The sequence below is a fragment of the Hwanghaeella sp. 1Z406 genome (assembly GCF_048892425.1).
Lineage (GTDB): Bacteria > Pseudomonadota > Alphaproteobacteria > UBA8366 > Aestuariispiraceae > Pacificispira.
The window spans coordinates 57027-78626 of the sequence record NZ_JBLZHU010000003.1 but is presented as its reverse complement, the minus strand read 5'-3'; the positions used below and the strand labels follow the sequence as shown (position 1 = coordinate 78626).

18 protein-coding genes are annotated in these 21600 nt (G+C 55.9%); 7 read left to right on the top strand and 11 right to left on the bottom strand.

Translation table 11 applies throughout. The features are described from left to right. Position 1: 1 nt before the first annotated feature. Both ACOSDR_RS07680 and ACOSDR_RS07675 read left to right on the top strand, forming a co-directional pair. Entirely contained in the window at positions 2-628 is a 627-nt protein-coding gene (locus ACOSDR_RS07680) for an L-threonylcarbamoyladenylate synthase (protein ID WP_420725736.1), read from the top strand. Continuing rightward, positions 625-1833: a TIGR03862 family flavoprotein gene (locus ACOSDR_RS07675; protein ID WP_420730868.1), complete on the top strand. Its 1209-nt coding sequence runs from the start codon at positions 625-627 to the stop codon at positions 1831-1833. The genes ACOSDR_RS07680 and ACOSDR_RS07675 overlap by 4 nt, the downstream gene beginning before the upstream one ends. A gap of 14 nt (positions 1834-1847) precedes the next feature. On the opposite strand, the gene ACOSDR_RS07670 is transcribed toward ACOSDR_RS07675, so the two are convergent. After that, positions 1848-2471, bottom strand: coding sequence for a hypothetical protein (locus tag ACOSDR_RS07670; protein WP_420730867.1), 624 nt, complete (start codon positions 2469-2471; stop codon positions 1848-1850). Positions 2472-2675: 204 nt separating this feature from the next. Between ACOSDR_RS07670 and fabI the strand changes: the two genes are divergently transcribed. The 4 genes from fabI to ACOSDR_RS07650 all read left to right on the top strand — a co-directional run bounded on the left by fabI (position 2676) and on the right by ACOSDR_RS07650 (position 7632). Next, a complete protein-coding gene (gene fabI / locus ACOSDR_RS07665) occupies positions 2676-3443 on the top strand; it encodes an enoyl-ACP reductase FabI (RefSeq protein ID WP_420725739.1) in 768 nt (255 codons plus the stop codon). Positions 3444-3634: 191 nt separating this feature from the next. Further along, positions 3635-4930: an O-antigen ligase family protein gene (locus ACOSDR_RS07660; protein WP_420730866.1), complete on the top strand. Its 1296-nt coding sequence runs from the start codon at positions 3635-3637 to the stop codon at positions 4928-4930. Between the two features lie 152 nt (positions 4931-5082). Continuing rightward, complete coding sequence (locus tag ACOSDR_RS07655) at positions 5083-6618, top strand: FAD-dependent oxidoreductase (protein ID WP_420725741.1); 1536 nt, start codon at positions 5083-5085, stop codon at positions 6616-6618. 51 nt (positions 6619-6669) lie between these two features. After that, positions 6670-7632, top strand: a complete 963-nt coding sequence (locus ACOSDR_RS07650) for an ornithine cyclodeaminase family protein (RefSeq protein WP_420725742.1) — start codon at positions 6670-6672, stop codon at positions 7630-7632. Positions 7633-7647: 15 nt separating this feature from the next. Here the strand turns inward: ACOSDR_RS07650 and ACOSDR_RS07645 are convergent, their stop codons facing one another. Genes ACOSDR_RS07645 through ACOSDR_RS07635 form a run of 3 tightly spaced genes read right to left on the bottom strand, consistent with a single transcriptional unit; the run spans position 7648 to position 11906 of the window. Further along, complete coding sequence (locus ACOSDR_RS07645; protein WP_420725743.1) at positions 7648-8673, bottom strand: GlxA family transcriptional regulator; 1026 nt, start codon at positions 8671-8673, stop codon at positions 7648-7650. Positions 8674-8683: 10 nt separating this feature from the next. Further along, a complete protein-coding gene (locus ACOSDR_RS07640; RefSeq protein WP_420725744.1) occupies positions 8684-9850 on the bottom strand; it encodes a mandelate racemase/muconate lactonizing enzyme family protein in 1167 nt (388 codons plus the stop codon). A 31-nt stretch (positions 9851-9881) separates the two neighbouring features. After that, the gene (locus ACOSDR_RS07635; protein ID WP_420730865.1) at positions 9882-11906 is read right to left on the bottom strand and encodes an FAD-dependent oxidoreductase; all 2025 of its coding nucleotides are present in this window, start codon (positions 11904-11906) and stop codon (positions 9882-9884) included. A 290-nt stretch (positions 11907-12196) separates the two neighbouring features. On the opposite strand from ACOSDR_RS07635, the gene ACOSDR_RS07630 reads away from it, so the two are divergent. Then, positions 12197-13375, top strand: a complete 1179-nt coding sequence (locus ACOSDR_RS07630; RefSeq protein ID WP_420730864.1) for a CaiB/BaiF CoA transferase family protein — start codon at positions 12197-12199, stop codon at positions 13373-13375. 30 nt (positions 13376-13405) lie between these two features. On the opposite strand, the gene ACOSDR_RS07625 is transcribed toward ACOSDR_RS07630, so the two are convergent. From ACOSDR_RS07625 to ACOSDR_RS07595, 7 genes are all read right to left on the bottom strand, one after another. Beyond that, a complete protein-coding gene (locus ACOSDR_RS07625) occupies positions 13406-13912 on the bottom strand; it encodes a MarR family winged helix-turn-helix transcriptional regulator (protein WP_420725747.1) in 507 nt (168 codons plus the stop codon). A gap of 87 nt (positions 13913-13999) precedes the next feature. Next, a complete protein-coding gene (locus tag ACOSDR_RS07620; protein ID WP_420730863.1) occupies positions 14000-15601 on the bottom strand; it encodes an indolepyruvate oxidoreductase subunit beta family protein in 1602 nt (533 codons plus the stop codon). Continuing rightward, positions 15601-17754: a thiamine pyrophosphate-dependent enzyme gene (locus ACOSDR_RS07615; RefSeq protein WP_420730862.1), complete on the bottom strand. Its 2154-nt coding sequence runs from the start codon at positions 17752-17754 to the stop codon at positions 15601-15603. The genes ACOSDR_RS07620 and ACOSDR_RS07615 overlap by 1 nt, the downstream gene beginning before the upstream one ends. A 24-nt stretch (positions 17755-17778) precedes the next feature. Next, positions 17779-19095, bottom strand: coding sequence for a TRAP transporter large permease (locus tag ACOSDR_RS07610; protein WP_420730860.1), 1317 nt, complete (start codon positions 19093-19095; stop codon positions 17779-17781). Positions 19096-19097: 2 nt separating this feature from the next. Continuing rightward, positions 19098-19598: a TRAP transporter small permease gene (locus tag ACOSDR_RS07605; RefSeq protein WP_420725751.1), complete on the bottom strand. Its 501-nt coding sequence runs from the start codon at positions 19596-19598 to the stop codon at positions 19098-19100. Between the two features lie 12 nt (positions 19599-19610). Beyond that, positions 19611-20582 (bottom strand): TRAP transporter substrate-binding protein DctP, encoded by a 972-nt coding sequence (gene dctP, locus ACOSDR_RS07600; protein WP_420730859.1) that lies wholly within the window; start codon positions 20580-20582, stop codon positions 19611-19613. Positions 20583-20802: 220 nt separating this feature from the next. Beyond that, positions 20803-21564, bottom strand: a complete 762-nt coding sequence (locus ACOSDR_RS07595; RefSeq protein ID WP_420730858.1) for an SDR family NAD(P)-dependent oxidoreductase — start codon at positions 21562-21564, stop codon at positions 20803-20805. Positions 21565-21600 lie beyond the last annotated feature (36 nt).

Below are 21600 nucleotides of genomic sequence, written 5' to 3'. Positions count from 1 at the left end.
CATGGGTGTCGTCTGGTTGAATGAGCTATCCATCACGGATGCAGTTGAAAGCAGCGTTGACGCCCTGTCTGCGGGAAAGATCCTGCTGTATCCAACAGACACGACCTTTGCCCTGGGCGTTGATGCCCTGAACCCCGCAGCAATCGATGCTTTATTCGCCGCAAAACGTCGATCACAGGCAAAATCCCTTTCGGTCTGTTTCGCCTCTGCGGATCACGCGCTTCTGGAAGTTGAGGCATCTCCTTTGGTGTCTCGGCTGGCGGAGACTCTATTGCCGGGACCCGTGACCCTATTGGCACGGCGCAAGGGGAACAGATATTTATCACTGGCGCCAACATCGGACCTTTTGGGATTCCGGGTGCCGGATCATCCCTTTTGTCTGGCGTTGGCGGCTGCGTTTGAACGTCCGTTTACGGCGACCAGTGCAAATCTAAGTGGCGGATCAGAGGCTGTTACGGGAGAGGCTGCGCTGGCCTTGGCGGCGGAAATCGGTCCGGACCTGTTGTTTAGCGTATTGGAGGAAAAGACCCGATACGCTATGCCCAGCACGATCATTGATGCCAGCGGATCAGAAGCCAAAGTGCTGCGTCCTGGGCCAATCTCGGAAGCAGAGGTCCTGGCAGTATGAGCAAGTCCGCCGTTGTCATTGGCGGCGGCCCAGCCGGTTTAATGGCCGCCGAAATACTTCTGAACAACGGTATTGGCGTGGATCTGTATGACGCGATGCCGTCCCTGGGTCGAAAATTCCTGATGGCGGGAAAAAGCGGCCTGAACCTGACGCACAGTGAATCGATGCCTCAATTCTTAGGGCGGCTTGGCGATAAAGCGGCTGTTCTGACTCCGGCCCTGACGGCCTTTGACAATCAGGCCTTGCGGGATTGGGCGCAGGGTTTGGGGGTGGAAACCTTCGTGGGATCGTCCGGTCGTGTATTTCCGAAGGAAATGAAAGCCGCGCCATTGCTGCGCGCCTGGCTGTCGCGCCTGCGGGCTGCGGGCTTGAAAACCCATACACGGCATCGCTGGTTGGGGTGGACAGCAACAGGCGCATTGAGGTTTCAATCACCAGACGGGTATATCACTAAGGAATCACAGGCCGTCATTCTGGCGCTGGGTGGGGCCAGTTGGCCGCAATTGGGCAGTGATGGGTCCTGGCGTCCCTGGTTGGTGGAAATGGGAATCGAAGTTGCGCCCTTCCGGCCGTCAAATTCGGGCTTTGATGTTCGATGGAGCGAGCATTTCAGAAACCGTTTTGCAGGAGAGCCGGTTAAACCCGTTATTTTATCTGCGGGGGAGATCACGCGATCAGGCGAATTTGTCGTGACCGAAACCGGGGTGGAAGGCAGCGGAATTTATGCAGTCTCAGCCCCTCTGCGCGATGAAATCGCAGCAACCGGTGGCGCGGTCCTGACCCTGGATTTGACACCGGATCGCAGCGTGCAACGCTTGGCCGCTGATTTGGGGCGCAGCACCGGCAGTGGTTCTTTTGCTAATCATCTGCGCAAGGCGACAGGTTTGACCGGTGTGAAGGCCGGCCTGCTGCGGGAATGCGTGCCCGCGGATATGTTCAAGCATCCGGCTATGCTGGCCAGTTGGATCAAGGCTTTACCCCTACCGATCCAAAGTCCGCGCCCCCTGGCAGAGGCGATCAGCACAGCGGGGGGACTTTCATTTGATGCACTGACCGGGCAAAGCCAGATCACAGCGCTGCCCGGCGTATTTGTTACAGGCGAAATGCTGGACTGGGAAGCCCCGACCGGCGGTTATCTGCTAACGACCTGCATGGCCCATGGCCGCGCGGCGGGCGAAGAAGTGGTCAAGTATTTAAAGGGCTGAAGGACTGCTTTAGATCAAGAGTTCGCCTCAACATGCGCCTTAAAGGCATCGCGATCCGTCACCCTGCGCGGTCGTTTCAAAAACGCCAGAACTTCATCGACCTCGTCCTGGGTTCCACAAAATTTGGCATCAATAATACTGTCAAAAGGCATCCGGTCGGCGGCTCTTGGACCCATATTTGCACCTACCCGCGCGACAATGCAGGGCAAAGCACCTAGCTTGTAAAATGCATACCATCCCCCATTTGGGGCACCCATGTAACCGAATTTATGGCGGTCCACCAATTCGGTGTGGCTAAGATTTTTGGATATTGCCCATCGCAGGAATTCGTCCTCGTCGTAAATGGTTAAGGCTGATTGCTCTGAGAAGAAGACGTAGTATCCACCAAGATACTGACCAAAGAAACTGCCGCTTCTTGACATTAACAGCCGCTCTTGCGGGTGCTGATTGTCTCTCATTGTCTGTGTGTATTGGGTCGTATTGTGAATAATCGGGGCGGGCAGCCAAATGATTGCCTCTGCTAGAGTTTTTTCTCGCACGGGGGCTAATTTTATAGGGGTGCCGCTGGCATCCCTATCATCTGATTGGCAGGCGACGAGCGTGAAGATGGCAAAGGATACAATGGCGGCTTTCAGCATGGAAAAATTCCTACAGTAGATTTAAAATCCTTGATTGTATTTTCAGTGCGTTTTTTCGTGTTAGGCAAGATTAAAGTGTATCCATTCGGAAGTTTGAAAGGGGTGTTCGCTCATGATCTTTCTGTGACATTCCAATTTAATGTTGCGCTGCACAATAGGGGTGCGTTTAAACTGACCCATCCGTTAAGGTTTGGGGGCAGTGCAATGGGTGGTATCTTACAGGGAAAGAAGGGGCTGGTGGTCGGGATCGCGAATGATCAATCCATCGCCTATGGCTGTGCCCAGGCGTTTCGCGCTGAAGGGGCGGAATTGGCGCTGACCTATGTGAATGAAAAGGCGAAACCCTATGTCACACCGTTAGGGGAGCGGTTAGGGGCAGAGATTTTTGAGCCCTGTGACGTTCGGGAATCCGGCCAGGTAGAAGCCTTGTTCGACAGTATCGGAAAGCACTGGGGAAAGCTGGATTTCCTGCTGCATTCTGTTGCTTTTGCCCCGCGCGATGACCTGCATGGCCGCGTCATTGATTGCTCTCAGGAAGGGTTCGATATGGCGATGAATGTGTCCTGTCATTCTTTTCTGCGCATGGCCCGTCATGCTGAACCCCTGATGGCGGAGGGCGGCGTTCTGATGACGATGAGCTATTATGGCGCAGAGAAAGTCGTCGATCGCTATAATCTGATGGGGCCAGTGAAGGCAGCCCTGGAAGCCAGTGTGCGCTATATGGCGACAGAATTGGGGCCACAGGGCATTCGGGTTTATGCGCTGTCTCCGGGGCCGGTGCCGACACGGGCTGCGTCCGGGATCGACCGGTTCGATGAATTGATGGAAGCCGCAGCAGCGCGGGCGCCCCGCCACGCGCTGGTTACCATTGATCAGGTGGGCGCATTAGCGGCCTTTCTGGCGTCTGATAAGGCGACGGGTATGACGGGCAATGTTGTGTATGTTGACAACGGATACAACATTCGCGGTTGAAGCCTCCATGTTTCAGGCCCAAAGTAGTGTCGGATCAGGCGTTTCGGGCATCTTGGCTTGATCATCGGGGGCGGTTTGGGGTATCGCAAAGAACGACACCGCTTCCAGCATTGCGCTTCATGCATTTTATGCCATTCCTTCTGAAGCCCTCTTTCTGGGAAGCAATCTTTACCCTTGCTGGAAAGAGACACTTGATTTCAGACCCCCGCGATAATGACCTGGATGTCACGAACCGAACCTGGTTGTTCTGTATTGCTGGGGTGTGTCTGGGGGCGGCCGTGCCTGCCTTGATCCTCGGTAAGGCCGCAATGGCACCTTTGTTCGGCTTTGGTGTTCTGTGCGCAGGAATCGGGCTGATCCGTTCCTCAGAACGGGGGGCGGACCGCGCCCGGATATGGGCAGGTTTAACGACACCATTAGCCTGGGCGGCGTATGTTTTCATCGGATGCCTTTTGTTGAGTGCGGCTCTGTCCGAACATTCTGGAAAAGCGCTTGCGATACCCGTGCGGGTTGCGTTGACACTGGGGGCCGGATATTTGTGTTTCCAGCTGTTTCTGCGGTCGCCTTTAGCCTTGGCCCTTGCCTGCAAGACTGTTGTTGCCACCGGTATTATCGCCTTGTCGATTGTCGTCTTCAGTCAGTATCTACCCAATGCCAGTGATGCTTTGCGCGGATATCTGGGTCTATCGACCCCCTTTGATGCTCCCAGGGCCTATAAGATGTTCGCATCCGCCACGATCTGTCTGTTGCCAATAATGATTTGGGGCGGGCGACGGCTGGGATCAGTTTGGATGGGACTTGGCCTGGCGGCGCTTCCGCTGACTGCGCTGGTAATCTATGGAAATGGCGAAGAGACCAGCCAATCGGCGATATCGGGCGTCCTGGGCGGCAGTCTGTTGCTGGTGCTGGTTCTTATCGGTCTGCGGTTACAATCAGGACAGCGCCGTGCGTTGATTGCGGGGGTGGTTCTTCTGGCGATGGCGGTTGGGGCCTATATTCTAACCCATGTTCCGTCGCCGCCGGTGGTGGAACATCAAACCCCCGGCCTGCCCTTGCCAGATTGGCATCGACAGGTCATTTGGGGGTTCACATTGGATGTCTTTCTGAATAACCCCCTCCTTGGCGTTGGCCCCAATACGGTCAACATGGTGCCCGGTGCCAGTGAAATTGTGCCAGGCTTGAATCAGGAATACATTCCGGCCCATCCGCACAATTTCGTCCTGGAAATCGCGTCTGAAAGTGGCATTGTTGGTTTGTCGGCACTGGTCACCGTTTTGGTCATTCTGTTGAAAATGCTGTTCCAGATCGCAGCCAGCGGCAGTTCGGTCGCCAATAGGTCCCACCCGGCCGCTTATGCCGGTATATTCCTGATGGGGGCATTCTGGACCAGCTCTCTTTCGAATTTCTCCATCTGGTCGGCCTGGTGGTTGGCCAGTTTTGTGCTGTTGATCAGCATTCCGCTGGCCGCTGCCCGGTCCCGTGATTGATGATCCAATCTGACACGTCCATTCTAGGCATGTCCAATATCGACTATTGAAATGTCCATTTTAGGGCTAACGGCTTGGGCCATCCCACTCGTTTGATGGCGACTGCCAAGGGTGCATCGATCTTAAATGCGATATTGGGGAGAGATACAAATATGCGTCCCGCGCTGAAAGTTCTGGATGGTCAAAACTATGATGTCGTCGTCATAGGGGCGGGCGCGGTCGGGTGTTCTTCGGCGCAGCATTTGGCGGCACTTGGCTACAAGGTGCTGTTGCTGGACAAAAGCGACATTGCCAGCGGCACATCCAGCCGCTCCAGCCGATTGCTGTATTGCGGGCTTGCCTATTTTTCCCCGGATTTCCCATTGTGGCAGTATATCCTGCACCCGCGCGAGCTGTTTCAGCGGGTTAAGACCGCGCGGCTGGCGATGCGATGCCGCACCGAACTGGTGAAAACCATGCCGGAAAGACTGCGGCATGCCACATTCTTCTTTCCAGTGTTTCGCGGGGGGGCGTTTCCGGGATGGAAGGTTGATCTGGGATATCGCGCTCTTGGCCTGTTTGGCAGTCGTGACGCCCCGCTGGCCTATCGCCGTTTATCGGCGGAAAAGGCGGCTGAAGAATTTCCGATGATCGATTATATGGACCGCTCCCGCCTGACCTCTACGGCGGTATTTCGAGAATATTCCTATTTCTGGCCGGAACGCATTCTATCGGATACCGCGTTGGATGCGGAACGCCTGGGTGCGACGCTGCGCACCTATTGTGCGGTTAAGAATTTACGGCATGACAAGGATACGGGTTGGACCCTGGATCTGGAGGAATCCGCACCGGGGGAAAGCGGCACGGCCCAGGTCCAATGCCAGATGGTGATCAACGCTGCCGGTCCATGGATTGATCGAATAATCGGGCGGGTCAGCAATCAGGCGCGCCGACGCCTGACGGGCCTAAAGGGCGTCAACCTGTTGGTGCGTCTGCCGGATGTCTTCAAAGGGCATGGTCTTGAGACGATCAGTTCCCTGAAGCATCCATTCTATATGTTCCCATGGGGTGATCATCACTATTTTGGTCCGACGGATACGGTGTTTGAGGATGATCCCGATACCGTGCGCGTTAAACCGGATGAGGTGGCGTATCTTCTGGGAGAAGCAAACAGATTGTTCCCCAGCCTTAACCTGACGGAAAAGGACGTTGTCTATCGCTGGTCCGGGGTGCGCCCACGTACCAATTCAGGCAATCTTTCCGGGTCTAAGGCCTTGACGGTCCATGATCTGGCAGAGGATGGCTTGCCCAATATGCTGGCAGTAACAGGCACCCCGATTATGGTCCATCGTCATGCGGGTAGAGAAATCGCCAAACGCGTGAAGAAGCGGCTGCGCCCGACAGGTGCCCCTCAGGCGTTGAGCTATACTGCACGGCTTATGCCCGCAGAGATTCGAACCGAGTCCGGGGTGTCGGAAGCCGAGATTCTGCATGCTGTTCGCACCGAACATGTCGTGACCTTGACGGATTTGATCATGCGGCGGCTGCCTACCGGGTGGGAGCCTGATATGGGGCTTGATGAGGCAGAGCGTATCTGTGCCATTGCCGCCCCTGAACTGAATTGGAGCCCTGCGCGGCAAAAGCAGGAATGCGAAGCTTATCGTGCCCAATGCCTGGATAATTTTGAGCCCCGACAATCGGGGGACTGATGCGCCTGAATAGGGGTGCGCCTTGGGTGTTTTTAAAAAGATCGTTGGATTATGAAGTTAGATTTTATCGATGCCGCCGCAATTCACAATCTGCTGGATTGGCCTTACCTGATCGAATCAATGCGTCAGGCCCATCGGGAGGCCCCGCCAATGATCGGTCGTTTGGCATTGGAAAGCCCCCATCCTGATCGTCAGTCAGACGTGTTGATCGCCGCCCCGGCCTGGATTCCCGGTCAGGACCTGGGCTGTAAGCTGATCACATCCTTTCCGGAAAACAGTGTCCGGCATGGTGTGCCGACAGTTAACTCCATCTATGCCGTGTTTGATCCACAGACGGGCCAACCCCGCGCCATTCTGGATGGCGAGGCAATGATTTTCCGCAAAACAGCCGCAACGTCCGCCCTGGCGGCGAATTATCTGGCTTCCCCTAACGCAAAATACATGATGATGGTCGGTGCAGGGGCCCTGGCCCCGTTTGTCATTCAGGCCATGCGCACGGTGCGGCCAGGGCTGGAAGAGGTGCGTATTTGGAATCGCTCCCCTGAAAAAGCACAGCGCCTGGCGCAGCGCATGGACAGCCCGCAATGTAAAATCACAGCGGTGCAGGATCGAGAGACTGGCTTTGGGTGGGCAGATATTGTTGTCGCTGCAACCATGTCTGAAACGCCGATAATCTCTGGTGCCGCCGTTCGGAATGGCGCGCATGTCAATTTGATCGGCGCATTCACAGCCGCTATGCGGGAAGGCGATGATGCGCTGTTAACCCGTGCTGATTTGTATATCGATCACCGTGCACGGGCGGCGCAAAATGGTGAATTCAAAACGGCGCTGGAAAGCGGGTTGATATCGCAAGATGATTTGTTGGGTGACCTGTTTGATATTGTTAAACTAGCGCCATCAACCGCCGGATATGGATGTCTGGCGAACCTGGATGGCGTTACCCTGTTTAAGAATGCCGGGGCATCGCATCTGGATCTATTCACGGCCCGCGCGCTGATGGCACGATATGCCTGAATGAAATTTTTGCTGTCAAATCAGACGAATTGGGTCCATCTGTTGCTGATGGGGATGAAGGTCCTGCAGCGGCGTGAAGGTTGTGTTTAGCCCTTTGATATCTGCTTTGGTCCGGTCATGGCTGGGTGTGGAGCCAAAGGTTTCACGATAGCGGCGCAGAAAATGAGAATAAGATCCAAAGCCACATCGTGTTGAAATTGTAGCTAAATCAATTCTGGTCGCCTTGATCAGCTTGCGGGCGCGGGCCAGGCGGATCAGGCGATAATGTTCCGCCGCTGTACAGTGCATCGACTGCAGAAAAATCCGATCCAATTGCCGCCGGGACAGGCTCACCTTCTTTGCGATATCTTCCACCTGCAGAGGGGGATCTAAATGCTGTTCCATTATCTTGCAGCAATTCCGCACCGCCAAAGGCAGGCCGCTATGGCTTGACGTAAACATATCGTCCAGGAATGTCGCACTTTCACGGCGATAGGGGTGGATCAGCATATTGGCGACGCGGGCCTCAACATCCGGTCCTAATTGTTCCCGAATAAGGGCCAGCATCATGTCCAGACAGGCGGTTCCCCCGGCGGCGGTCATGCGGGTCGGACTGAAGGTGAAGACCTGGCGGATGAAACTGACATCAGGAAACAGCTGGGCAAAAAGCGGGAGATTGTTGAAATGCGCCGTGACGGAATGGCCATTCAGAACGCCGGCGCGGGCCAGATGATAAACCCCACTTTCGATTGACCCCAGGCGCATACCATGTCGGTCAAAACGACGGATCAGATGTTGCGTGCTGTCGCGGAAATACTGGTCATGGTGAAAGCTACAGCACACCACCAGGCTGTCGGCGTCGTGCTGTGTTGCGACATGACCGTGGGTTGCCACAACCGGCATGCCCCCTGAAGAAAGCACGGTTTCCTGATCATCATGAACGATACGAACGTCGAATTTCGGTTCGGTGAACAGGGAATTGGCAACCCGCAAGGCCTCAATCGCATTTGTGAACCCCAAAAGCTGGAATTCTGGAAACAGCAGAAAGGCGATTTTGTACAAGCCGGTCTCCCTAAAGGTTGATTTCCTGAAACAGGCAGTCGCTTAAGGCGGCATGGTCCAGTTCCACGCCATAACCCGGCGCGTCGCTGACGGGCATTGTGCCATTTGTGACCGTGGCTTCCACAGGATTTTTAAGGACTTGGCGGTATCCGTCAATGCGGTCCCAATAGGGGAAGTGTTCCTGGAAGTAAAAGTTCGGAATGGAGGCGCTGAAATGCATGCCGATTGCAGTGGACAGCGGGCTTGCGCAGATATGGGGTTGCACCTTCAGGCTATAGGCTTCCCCCATGGCAGCGATTTTACGGGCTTCCAGAATGCCGCCTGTATTGCCGATATCGGGCTGCAGAATGTCAACACACCGGCTTTCCAGCAGATTTCGGAATCCGTAGCGGGTGTACAGTCTTTCCCCAACTGCCAGGCGCTGGGGAATGGCATCGGCAATCTTCCGTAAGGTCTGAATGTCCCCTGGCTCGCAGGGTTCTTCGACGAATGACAGGCCGTAGCGATCTGCCTCCCGGCAGAAGCGGATCGTGTCATCCGGTGCCAGGGCAGATGCCAGATCGACCATGATTTCCACATCATCGCCGACGGCGGATCGCACGGCGGCCAAATTCTTAAGGGCGCGTGGCACGATATCGGGGGCATCGGTCCCGCGCCGAACCGGATGTTTTAGCCGACCGGTCGGCAAGATGGTAACAAAGGGATAGAATTTGATCGCGTTGTACCCATCCCGAACCGTGGCTTCGGCCATTCCAGGTAGGTCATCATCACTTTTCGCGCCAAAATACCAGCCATTGGAATAACAGCGCAGCATATCGCGAACACGCCCGCCCAACAGCTCATAGACTGGCACATTCAGCGCCCGCGCCTTGATGTCTATAAGCGCCTGTTCCACAGCGCTTAGACCTGCGAAAAAGAACGGACCGCCGCCTTTTGCCCAGAAGCTGGTATCGTAAATTTCTGTCCAGATGCGCTCTGTCGGCATTGGGTCAATGCCGCCTGACAGGTGTTTCTGAACCATCTCCTGGATCATTGGGGCCGCTGTGGCGCTTCCCAGGCCATAGGCAACGCCTGCCTCACCCAATCCGGTGATGCCGGAATCAGTTGTCAGTTCCAATAGAACCGGGCTCAGCCCACCACTGTTGAATTGCCAGATACGCGCTTTTGTCAGTTTCATTCTTTTACCTTCAATGGTTGGCCTGTTGGCATCAGATAGCCCGGCTGATCCGGTTCGCTTCCAGGATTGCGGCATAGATATCCCGCGATGATACGGCGTCCCCGATGCGGAACAAATCAAACCCCGCCGCGTCGCTTTGGGGATTTGGCATTCGGACAGCGGCAAGGTCTTCCGGGTCATGCACCCCGGAATTTCTGGATTCGTCGCGCAAATCCTGGAATACGGAATCAACCGGGATGGTGCCATGGTCCAGGATAAGGCGATCACATTCTATGACACTTTCAGCCTCTGTCAGCTCATTCTGGAAAGTCGCTGCAATGCGATTACCGCGCTTTTCCGTTGCGATCAGCCGCTGATCGGGAATGATTTTCACACCGGCGGTATACAGGCTTTTCATGATATGGGGGCGTTCCAGATAGCTCATCTCTTTGCCCAATTGCTCGTCGGGGGTCACGACCGTCAACCGTTGTCCTGATTCAGCCAGCATTTCCGCGACGCTGGCCCCGGTAATGGTGCCCAGGGCATCATATAACAGGATATCGCCTGATCCCTCTCGTGTATCTTCCAACAGGTCCCAAACGGTTTCAGGCGGTACGCCCGCTTTGACAGCATCTTCCATGGCATCTGGTATGCCGCCTGTGGCCACAATCACGACATCAGGATCCGTTGCGCGGATATCTTCGGCTTCTGCGAAGGTGTTGTAGTGAATTTCAACGCCCAGCTTTTCCAATTCCGAAACGCGCCAGTCGATGATGCCGATCAGGTCGCGACGGCGCGGTGCGCGTGTCGCCAACAGTAATTGTCCCCCCGCTTTCGCGCCTGCTTCGAACACCGTCACCCTATGGCCCCGTGCGGCGGCGACGCGGGCGGCTTCCAGGCCGCCTGGGCCTGCGCCGATTACGGTCACGCGACGGGGCGTTTCCGTTGGCGTCAGGTCGATTGGCATGATGGTTTCATTGCCAATAGAGGGATTGTGGATGCACCGCCGATGCCAGGAGCAATAGGTCGCCCCGACACAGGGGCGAATGCGGTCTTCCTGCCCTGCAGCCAGTTTTTTGCCAATCTGGGGGTCGGCGATATGGGCCCGGGTCATGCCAACCATATCCAGCAACCCGTCTGTGATGGCATAGCGGGCGGTTGCCATATCGTTGATCCGCGCGGCATGGAAGATTGGCTTGGACAGCATGCCCTTCATCGCGGCCACATGGCGCAATTGCGGCGCCAGTCCGACATGCATGCCCGGCATATAGTTTGCCAATCCTAAATGTGTATCAATCCGCCCGAAGGTCAGGTTAAAGAAGTCCACCAATCCACTGCGGTCATATAATTGCGCAATTTCAGCGTAATCGGCAGATGTCATTCCCTCTTCCCGACCTTCACCAACCGCCATGCGCAGGCCGACGGGATAATCATCGCCAACCTGTCGGCGTACTTCTTCCAGGGCCATAATGCCAAAGCGGCATCGGTTCTCCAGCGATCCGCCGAACTCATCTTCCCGCTTGTTGATTTCCGGCGACCAGAATTGGCCGATCAGATGGTTGTGCACATGCAGCTCCAGACCATCCAGCCCGCCCTCTTTACAGCGTCGGGCGGCCTGACCAAAGTCATGGACCACGCGCTGGATATCCGCATGGTCCATCGCGCGGGTGAAGCCCCGGTGGGACGGTTCGCGAAAGCGGGACGGGGCGATTGTTGGCAGCCAGCGATCGGCGCGCCAGTGGCTGCGCCCCCCCAGATGCGTTAATTGACACATGACTGCTGCGCCGTGCCTATGGACCCGCGTGGCCATACCCTCCAAGAATGGAATGACCGCATCCGTGCCCAGATTCAACTGGTTAAAAACCGATCCGGAATCCGGCGATACGTTGGAAGATCCGCCAAACATCGTCAGCCCGATACCGCCGCGGGCCTTTTCTTCGTGATAGGCCTGATAAGCATCGGCGGGCATGCCGTCCTTGCCATACCCGATTGCGTGGCTGGTGCTCATGATGCGATTGCGAAAAACAAGCTGCTTTAACTGAAAGGGCTGCAGCAGCGGATCCTGATTGGCGTCCAAGGAACGTCTCCATGGCTGAAGGATAGAGGGGATGGATGGCATTATGATTCTAATTCGAGGCTGAGCGTCCTGCAGGATGCGGATTGCTGCTACGCCCGTATTGGACATTATATATGCCTAAAATAGACAAGGCTGTCCATTTTGTGCTGCTTCTGGTGACGGGCTGCCGCTTATGGACCGGCCATGTTGCATAAGGGTCCATCCGCGTGAAGAATGGTCGGGAAGCCGCCCAATATGATCAGGAGATGTGATGCTGCCTCACCGTACCCCTTTGAATTGGATGCACTTGAATGCCTGATCGCGCAGGCCCGTTAAGTGGCGTTAAGATTGTCGAACTGACAGGCATTGGTCCGGTCCCCTATGCCGCGATGATTATGGCGGATTTGGGGGCCGAGGTTATCCGCATTGATCGACCGGGAGGGTATCCTGCCCCAGACCCCTCCCTGGATTTTGCCGCCATGGATCGGGCATCAATTTTTTATCGCTCGCGGCCCATGATCCGGGTGGATTTGAAAAGTCAGGCCGGCAAGGATCTTGTGATGCGCCTGATCGGTACAGCCGATGCGGTGATAGAGGGATACCGTCCCGGAACGATGGAGCGTCTGGGGCTGGGCCCGGAACCGTGCCATGCGCTGAATCCGGCGCTGGCCTATATCCGTGTGACGGGTTGGGGGCAATCGGGCCCAATGGCCCGGATGGCCGGGCATGACATGAACTATATCGGCGTGTCTGGCGCGCTATCCCTGTTTGCGCGCGATGGTGCGCCGGTACAGGGCATTCCACCCCTGATCGGGGATATGGCCGGTGGGGCGCTGTTTGCGGTGATTGGCTGTCTGTCGGCGGTTCTGCATGCCCGCAGCACGGGGCAGGGTCAGGTCGTGGACGTCAATATTGTCGATGGATCGGCCAATCTGTTTACGTTGCTGTCGGCCCTGGCGGCGATGGGACTGCATGATATCCAGGCGGGGGGAAATGTGCTGGATGGCGGTCGGCATTATTACCGGACCTATATCTGTGCCGATGGTGCCCCCCTTGCGGTGGGGGCTATCGAACCGGCCTTCCGTAAAATCCTGCTGGAGCGACTGGATCTTGCCCAAGACCCCAGATTTTTGTCCGGCACCGCTGATGACGAAGCGTATTGTACCGCCATCCTGTCTGCCCGATTTGCCAGTCAGAACAGGGCCTATTGGATCGATCTGTTTGATGGAAGCGATGGCTGTGTGACACCGGTTCTGACCCTGGATGAAGCCCCGTCACAGGCACATAACGCAGCCCGCAAGGTTTTTTGCGAAGTAGATGGTGTTGTCCAATCCTCACCGGCCCCCCGCTTTGATCAAACGCCAGGCGCGATTTCTATAAGCCCGGCAGCAGCCAGCATCAGTGATCCTGTCGCCTTGCGCAGTTGGGGTGTTTCGGAAGAGGAGATTGAAACCCTGATAGAGCAGGACATCCTTATTCGCGGCGCTTAGGGGGGATTGCCCAGGCTGAACCAAAGGGATCTAGGCCGTGTTTTTGGGCAAAGGGTAAGTTTCTATATTATAGCGCATTTTGGCAATCAGGCTTTCCAGAAGGGCCTTTTCCGAGCCGGACAGACCGATCAAGGCGCGTTCCGAATGGGAAAGAGTGATTTTTTGCACAATATCATATTTCTCCCGGCCTTCCTCCGTCATGGAAATGGAACGCACGCGGCCGTCTTCGTCGATGCGATCACGTCGCACCAGACCATCTTCCTCCATCCGCGAGATCAGGCGGCTGACAGTGGATTGTTCGATCATGGCATATTCAACCAATTCATTGATTGAGGCGGTCTCATTCACATCCAGCACCGCCAGGATGCGCCAGTTGGAAATCGTCAGGCCAAGCTTGCGCAAATCCTGATTCAGCAATTGATTGAGACGGAATGTCAGACAATTCATCAAATAGGGGAGAATCCGCTCCAGAACGATGTCGGGCTTTTGCGGTATGGTACCTGGCAGGGATATATCCGACTCTGTCTTAATGGTCATAGGGCAAGCAATCCTGACTGAATGCGGTGGTGTCAATCACACCGCCTTTGGCTTTCATTTGCAAGGCGGATGGACAATCATACTTTTCTAGGCACTCGCCGCTTTCGGCGTATCATCGATGAAGGAATGGATTGTTGCCAGAGCCCCGTCCAGGGCCTCCCCCTTTTCATCCAATAGGGCCGCTTCCCGCAGGCGACGCAGCCAATCTGCGGCATCTGACCGCCCTGCGACAAGGTCGCCCCCTGCCAGGACACGGTCAAATTTGGACAGGCCACGGATGTGGGTATCGCTGTATCCTTTGACCAGCCGTCGGCATAGAACGATTTCTACCGCCAGGGCGTAATCTGTGGTCAGGGTCTTCTGCGCGCGGGCTTGCCATTCCAGCCAATGGGCTTGTTCGATATGGTGGCGCAGCAGCGAACGCCGCCAGCGACGCAAACCGGATACCAGATACAGGCTTAGAAACGGCAGAATGGCATCGGTGCGCACCCGCCGTCCCCGATTGACCATGCGGTCCAACAGCCTGACCAGCTTGGGGCGTGATTCGACAAAGCGACCGATCCTGTGCGGCATCAGACCACAGAATTCCGTTGCGCGGGGATGCATGAATTCAGTGATTTGCATTACTGTTTCTGCATCGACATCCATTTCCCGGCGGACCCGCTGAAACCGGGTTCCACGGGTTTTTAAATCGGCGACCCGGATAACATCGTCATAGGCCATTGCATTGGCCAGATATTTCGCCAGTTCTTTTGTATAGCGGAAGTGCCGGGTCTCTCCTCCCGCTTGGCGATCTGCGATTGCCGCCTGTTCCAGGTGATCCAGATATTCTCCGCCATAGGCCAGATCCTGAAAATCAATGACCTTATTCAGTCCCCGCGCGGCAATTTCCTGGGCCGGTTGCGGTAGGGATTGAATACGTTTTACCAGTAAATTGTATTTATCGACTAGAACCTTTGGACCGGCAAGGTCCGTGGGCACGGTGATGCTGTCTGTCGGGGCGATCTGGTCGGTATTTTGGGCGGGTTCCTGGGTTTTGGCCTGATCCAGGGCACGGTCAAAGGCTTTCAGACTGGCAGAAACGCCACGGCCAGAGGCGCGGATGGTTTCGCGATAGCTCTCTGCGGGAAAGGGCAGGGCCCCGGACCCCGCCAATGCGCCCAGCAGGCAGGACGAAATATGGCTTTTCGTTTCTGTCGCGATCTTATCCATGGCAAAGCAGATAAAGGCCTTGGCAGCTTCCTGCCCTGCAGCCAGAACAACAGCACTATCGGCGCGGCCGTCACCGGGGACGATTTTCTCAGAAACAGCGAACATGCGGTGGCTGGACGAAATCAGTGTGGTGCGGTCCGCCGTCACCAGGCCCCGATTGATGGCGCGGCCGGCTTCCATGATTTCTGCGGCAATCAGGATATCGACATCGCCGGGGGCAGGCATCAGGGCAAAGACCGGATCGCGGTCCGATGCCGCCATCATTTCCACATAGTAAATGGTTGCGCCGGTGCGCTGAGCCACGCCAGGAACGGAGGTCGCCTGGGCGCGATAGCCATTCCGCTCCGCCACATCAACAATCCAGTCAGACAGCACGCCCCCGCCCTGACCGCCAACCGCCAGGATCGCCAGCTTAATGATATTCTTTGTCTGATCCTGACCGGCGACGGCTTGAAAGGTGTTTTCAGAAGTGCTCATCACGCGGCCTCTCCAAAGGTCAGTCGGTTCTTCGCGCGCCGGTTTTGCAATGCCCCAATGATCCGTTGACTGAACCGCGCCATGGCCCGTTCAAAGCGCCCTGAATTATGAACAATATCGGCGCGATAGAAGGATGGGCACAGGACGGCAGCATCGGCCACTTCCCCGCAATTCCCGCATCCCACACAGGATTCATCGATGCTGGCGACTGGATCATCCCGTAACGGATCCTCCAGGCTTTTCATGCCAAGGGACGGACAACCGGACAGGCGCATGCAGGCATGGTCGCCCGTGCACACATCCTCATCCACCCCAAAGCGTGGTTTCACAACCCGTTTGCCATCCCCTATGGCTTTCGCCTGGATGGGGCGTTCGCGGCGCTGTTTGTTCAGCATGCATTCAGACGATGCAACGATAACCTTGGGTCCGGTCTCCGTCGTTGTCAGGGCCTCTTTCAGGGTGTCGCGGACTTTCGTGACATCATAGGTCCGGTCGATCTGGCGCACCCATTTCACCCCAACGCCTTTCAGCGCGTCTGCAATGGGATGCTGCGTCGATTTGGTGGGATTATCGGCGCGCGACGACAGAATGTCCTGCCCACCAGTTGCGGCAGAGTAATAGTTATCAACGATCATGATAACGTTGTCGGATTTGTTATAGACCGCATTGCCAATGCTGGACGTCAGCCCATTATGCCAGAATCCGCCATCGCCGATGATCGAAATCGCGCGCTTGTCGCCCCCCCCATCAAAGGCCCCGTTAGAGGCTGGTCCCAGACCAAAGCCCATTGTTGTGCCGCCAATTTCAAATGGGGGCATGATGGAAAACAGGTGACACCCGATATCAGCAGCGATCTGGTGCGGGCCGGTTTCCTGTTCGACCAGTTTCATCGCGGCAAAAATCGGGCGCTCCGGGCAACCCGTGCAAAATCCAGGGGGCCGCGCGGGAACCGTTTTCACCAAATCATCAAAGGTCTTATCTTCGACAGGTTTGTTCGGTGCACGATGGCGCGCGGGCAACAGGGCGGGATCAGCATCGCGCAGGAAATTCGTGATGCCATCCACCATTACTGCGCCGGTATATTCGCCAGCAGGGGGCAGATAATCTTTGCCGGACAGCGAGACCTTGTGGCGTGCCTTGTACAGCATTGCGCCAAAGGCCTGTTCGATATAATTCGGCTGACCTTCTTCAACCAGCAGAACCGATTCCTTCCCCTGACAGAATTCCAGGAATTCTGAATCTATTAGGGGATAGGTAACATTCAGCACATATAACGGAATCGCGCTGTCGCCATGCACATTGGCCAGGCCCAGACGCTGCAAGGCCCGAATGACGGTATTATACATACCGCCCTGCAGGATGATCCCCGTCTTGCCGGTCTTGGGGCCGAATATTTCATTCATTTTGCGATCACGGATGAAATTCACGGCGGCAGGCCAGCGTGTCTTTACTTTTTCCTGCTCGTGGGTAAAGGCGGCGGGTGGCAGAACGATGCGGTCCGTCTTGCGCTGTGGGTTCTTTAAGGCATCGCGGACGGTCAGCGGGGGTGCCTTGTTGTCTTTCGCTGTGAAGACGCCATGCACATGACAGGCGCGAATGCGCACTTCCAGCATGACAGGGGTGTTGCTGGCCTCTGACAATTCAAAGCCATCCTGCACGGCCTTGACCAGGCTGGGAAGATTTGGGCGCGGATCCAGCAGCCATATCTGGGACTTCATGGCAAAGGCGTGGCTGCGTTCCTGCATGATGGAGGAACCTTCACCATAGTCTTCCCCAACGATGACCAGCGCACCGCCTGTCACCCCACCGGAGGCCAGATTGGCCAGCGCGTCAGACGCGACATTGGTGCCAACGGTGGATTTGAAGGCAACCGCGCCGCGAATGGGATAATGGACAGACGCCGCAAGCATTGCCGCAGCGGAGGCTTCAGTCGCATTCGCTTCATACCGGACGCCCAATTCCCCCAGGATTTCCTGCGCGTCGGCCAGAACGTCCATCAGGTGTGAAATCGGTGCGCCCTGATAGCCGCCAACATAGCCGACACCGGATTCCAACAGCGCCTTGGTGATTGCCAGAATGCCTTCACCCCGAAATTCTTCACCAGCGCCGATCTTCAGCTGTTGGACTTCTTTCTTGAATGATCTTTCGGCCATGGCGTGAACTCCTTCGACAGACGTCTATTTACTGATCAATGCTGGCAACCATGTTCCCAATGCGGGGATTGCGACGACCAGTGTGAGAACGAACAGCTTGATGACCAGAAATGGGGCGACAGCCGCATAGATCTGTTTCATGCGGACAGTGCTGGGTGCCACACCCCGCATGACAAACAACAGCAGACCAAAAGGCGGTGTCAGCAATGCGATTTCCATGGTCAGCAGATAGACAACCCCCAGCACCAATTCATCAATGCCCATCGCGCGGGCCAGCGGGACGAAAATAGGGATCGTCACCATCAGCATGCTAACCTGATCGATAAAGCAGCCCAGGAACAACAGCAGCAGAATCATGCCAATCAGCACCTGCAATGCCGTTAAGTCCCAGCCATTGATCAAATTGATCAGGCCGCTTGTTGCCCCGCTGAAGGACAGGATCTGACTGAAGGTCTGGCTGGCGGCGATGATGAACATGATCATAACCGTCAGCTTTACTGTTTCCATCAAGGCGGCCCCCAGATTGGCCAGGCTTAGGGACCGATAGGCCATGCTGGCCAATACAGCCGCCAGACATCCCAGGGCCGCCGCATCGGTGGGGGAGGCAATGCCGATCAACAGACTGCCGATTACCACACAGAAAATGCCAGACAGGGGCAGAACATAAATGCAGAAGGGTTTCCAGCGCTCCCACAGGGTCATGGCGGGCGGGTCATCAGACGGGGCAAGGTCCGGTCGCAGGATCGAAATCGTAACGATCAGCACCACAAACAGGACCGATAGCAGGATGGCTGGCAGAATACCCGCCACCAGCAGCTTTGAAATCGAAATGCCTGCCAGGCTACCCAGCAGAACTGCCAGCGCAGAAGGGGGAATCAACATCGCAATCGCGCCGGAGGCCATGATCGGCCCCATGGCAAGCGTTGGATGATACCCTTTCTTCAACATGCTGGGCATCAGGGTGGATCCCAGCATTGCCGTATTGGCAATCGTTGACCCGGACAGGGCGGAAAAGATCGTTCCGCCAAAAACCGTCACCACGGCCAGACGTCCTGGTACTCTCATAACAATGCGTTCAATCGCGTCTATCGCGCGATGGGCAACCCGTGACTGAAACAGTATCTCCCCCATCAGGATGAACAGCGGGATGGGGGCTAATTGGAAATTGGAAACGGAACTGGTCGCGTTGCGAGCCATCTGAACCAGACCGTTGGTGCCGCCCAGAATGAAGTATGCGCCAATGACATTGACGGTGATGAAGGCAAAAGCGACCGGCAGTCCGATTGCCAGCAGAAAAACCAATCCGCCCAGCATCAGTGTTAAGATGAGCATCCAATCCATGCTTAAAGTCCCGTTTGAAGGCGGTCTTGGGCGGGGCTGCGAATGGCCTGTCGGATAAATTCAATGGCCAGCAATGCGCCGGACAGAGAGGCAGGAATCATTACAAGCCATTCCGGAAAAACCAGGATTCCCTGAATCATCGATCCGCGACCAAAGGCGATCAACAGCGCCTGAAACGATGACCAGGCCAATACACCGGACATAACAGCTCCCAAGCTCATCGTGACGATGTGCAGCGGGCGCTGAATGCGGGGTGTCAAACTGGCCGTGACGATATCAACCGCGACATGGGCATTTTTTTTCAACACCCACGGTGCGGCCAAAAAGGTTGCCGCCATTAACCCCACCTCGATGCCATCGGCCATGCCGAAAATGTTGGTGGTGAATGCAGATACCAGCACGACATTGATCACCAGGGCAGTGGTGATTGCGGCCAGCACCGCGCCTGCCAACATGGCAAGCGCGGTCACTAACCCGCAATAGGCTTTTTCAAGAACAGGCATTGCTAGCCCGCGTTACTGCATGCAGCTGCGCAGAGAGGCTGCGGCATCCGCATCAATCTCTGATACTTTATCCCAACCAGCAGTCTGGGCGGTATCCAGCCATTTCTGACGCGCGTCCCCTTCCAGGGTAATGACTTTGATCCCTGCGGCTTCCTGCTTTTTGGCTTCTTCGGCGTTGATGGCGACGTTGTTGGCGTTCAACGCTTCAGTGTAGGCAATGCCTTCTTCCAACAGGGCACGCTGTTCGTCACTCAGGCCTTTCCATTTATCCAGGTTGACCAAAATTTCGACATCAACCTGATAGAAACCCGGATCGACGCGATATTTCGTTTGCTCATCCCAACCCAGATCCAGAATACCCTGTATCGGCCAGCCATATCCATCAATCGTGCCGCGTTCCAGGGCGGTATAGACATCACCTGGAGGGGTCCGGATCAGGTTCGCGCCCAGGGTCTGGAACATTGCCTGATAAACCGGTGTGGTGCGAATGGTCAGCCCGGACAGGTCTGCACCGGTAATCGGCTTGGTCAGGTACAGGTGGAAATTCACATGGTCGCCGGTGCGTCCCAGATATTTTACATTCATCTGGGATTGGTGCATGGCGTCAACCTTGTCATAGCAGCCATTGGCACGCTGGTCCTGAATCGTGTTTTCAGCCAGCTTCAGCGCATCCCCCATCGGCAGGATATTGGTATAGAATGCTGCGGTCACATTGGCGATGTCGACAACACCGGATGACACCGCATTGCCCACTTCGAATGGGGGCATGGCTTCGGGGCCACCAACCGTTTGGATTTGCAGCACGCCTTTGCCATTTTTATTGATCCAATCAACAAAGGCTTCGTAAGGCCGCGAAAAGGTGGTTCCCAGCGCAAAGGCGGTGGTTCCGCGCAATGTGACTTCTTCAGCCAAAGCAGGTCCGGCAGAAAAACTTGCTGCCAGGAGGACCGCAACGGAGGCGGCCTGTGCAATCGTCTTCTTCATGGTTCACTCCCTATGATGGTTGTACCCTGCTTCCAGAGCCGCGCCCCGAGCCGAGTTTTTAGCGGATCGTGTCAAACTATATCCATTTGCATATAGTTTCTTAAGTGGAAGATTCGGTCAATAGGGAATTTCAAAACGAAAGAAGCATGCCAAAAAGGATCGGATATTGTTGAAAAACATCCGATGTATACAGGTGGGGGCTTCAGCCTATCGGGACGGATCAGTCCAGCAGAATGCCTGACGCCATGAATCCGCCGTCGACGTTCAGGATATGCCCGTTGATAAAGGCAGCATCGTCCGATGCCAGGAAGCAAACGGCAGAGGCGACTTCTGACGGTTGTGCATATCTTTTGATCGGCATTTGGTCGTACCAGCGTTGACGATCCTGTGGTCCATGCACGTTTAGGATCATCGGGGTATCAACAGGCGGCGGGGCGACCGCATTTGCGGTCACGCCATGCTTGCCAAGTTCGGCGGCCAATAGCTTTGTTAACATATCGACAGCCCCCTTCGTGCACGAATAGGCGCCCCGTCCCGTATTGGCGATTTGTCCGTTCACGGAACTCAAGGTGATGATCCGTCCCCAGCCGCGCGAGACCATGTGGCGACCGGCGCGTTGGCAACAATGAAAGGTTCCCGTCAGGTTAACGGCCAGAATATTGTTCCAGTCATCGACATCAAAATCCAGGATCGGTGCCGCCTTCACGATAGCAGCGGATGTCACCAGAATATCGACGCCCCCGCTTGACTCCAAATGATCGAATGCCGCATCGACCTGACCGCGATCCCTTACATCAAAGGCCTGCCAGTCAACGCTGTAACCTTTGGCGGTCATTGCCTCAGCAACACGGTTGCAGTCGTCTTCACGCAAGTCTGCAATCGTGACATGGGCACCAGACTGCGCCAGACCTTCGACACAGGCCATACCGATACCACCGGTGCCACCTGTAACCAAAGCGCGCTTACCGGATAGCTGAACCATGGTTTGAATTCCTTGTTCTGAATATTGATGGCGCGT

Excerpts from the sequence above, each read along its gene's own strand:
- ACOSDR_RS07620 (WP_420730863.1), bottom strand. The coding sequence starts at position 15,601 with ATGAGCACTTCTGAAAACACCTTTCAAGCCGTCGCCGGTCAGGATCAG.
- ACOSDR_RS07610 (WP_420730860.1), bottom strand. The coding sequence starts at position 19,095 with ATGGATTGGATGCTCATCTTAACACTGATGCTGGGCGGATTGGTTTTT.
- ACOSDR_RS07615 (WP_420730862.1), bottom strand. The coding sequence starts at position 17,754 with ATGGCCGAAAGATCATTCAAGAAAGAAGTCCAACAGCTGAAGATCGGC.
- ACOSDR_RS07655 (WP_420725741.1), top strand. The coding sequence starts at position 5,083 with ATGCGTCCCGCGCTGAAAGTTCTGGATGGTCAAAACTATGATGTCGTC.
- dctP (WP_420730859.1), bottom strand. The coding sequence starts at position 20,582 with ATGAAGAAGACGATTGCACAGGCCGCCTCCGTTGCGGTCCTCCTGGCA.
- ACOSDR_RS07625 (WP_420725747.1), bottom strand. The coding sequence starts at position 13,912 with ATGACCATTAAGACAGAGTCGGATATATCCCTGCCAGGTACCATACCG.
- ACOSDR_RS07595 (WP_420730858.1), bottom strand. The coding sequence starts at position 21,564 with ATGGTTCAGCTATCCGGTAAGCGCGCTTTGGTTACAGGTGGCACCGGT.
- ACOSDR_RS07650 (WP_420725742.1), top strand. The coding sequence starts at position 6,670 with ATGAAGTTAGATTTTATCGATGCCGCCGCAATTCACAATCTGCTGGAT.
- ACOSDR_RS07680 (WP_420725736.1), top strand. The coding sequence starts at position 2 with ATGGGTGTCGTCTGGTTGAATGAGCTATCCATCACGGATGCAGTTGAA.
- ACOSDR_RS07670 (WP_420730867.1), bottom strand. The coding sequence starts at position 2,471 with ATGCTGAAAGCCGCCATTGTATCCTTTGCCATCTTCACGCTCGTCGCC.
- ACOSDR_RS07605 (WP_420725751.1), bottom strand. The coding sequence starts at position 19,598 with ATGCCTGTTCTTGAAAAAGCCTATTGCGGGTTAGTGACCGCGCTTGCC.
- fabI (WP_420725739.1), top strand. The coding sequence starts at position 2,676 with ATGGGTGGTATCTTACAGGGAAAGAAGGGGCTGGTGGTCGGGATCGCG.
- ACOSDR_RS07675 (WP_420730868.1), top strand. The coding sequence starts at position 625 with ATGAGCAAGTCCGCCGTTGTCATTGGCGGCGGCCCAGCCGGTTTAATG.
- ACOSDR_RS07640 (WP_420725744.1), bottom strand. The coding sequence starts at position 9,850 with ATGAAACTGACAAAAGCGCGTATCTGGCAATTCAACAGTGGTGGGCTG.
- ACOSDR_RS07630 (WP_420730864.1), top strand. The coding sequence starts at position 12,197 with ATGCCTGATCGCGCAGGCCCGTTAAGTGGCGTTAAGATTGTCGAACTG.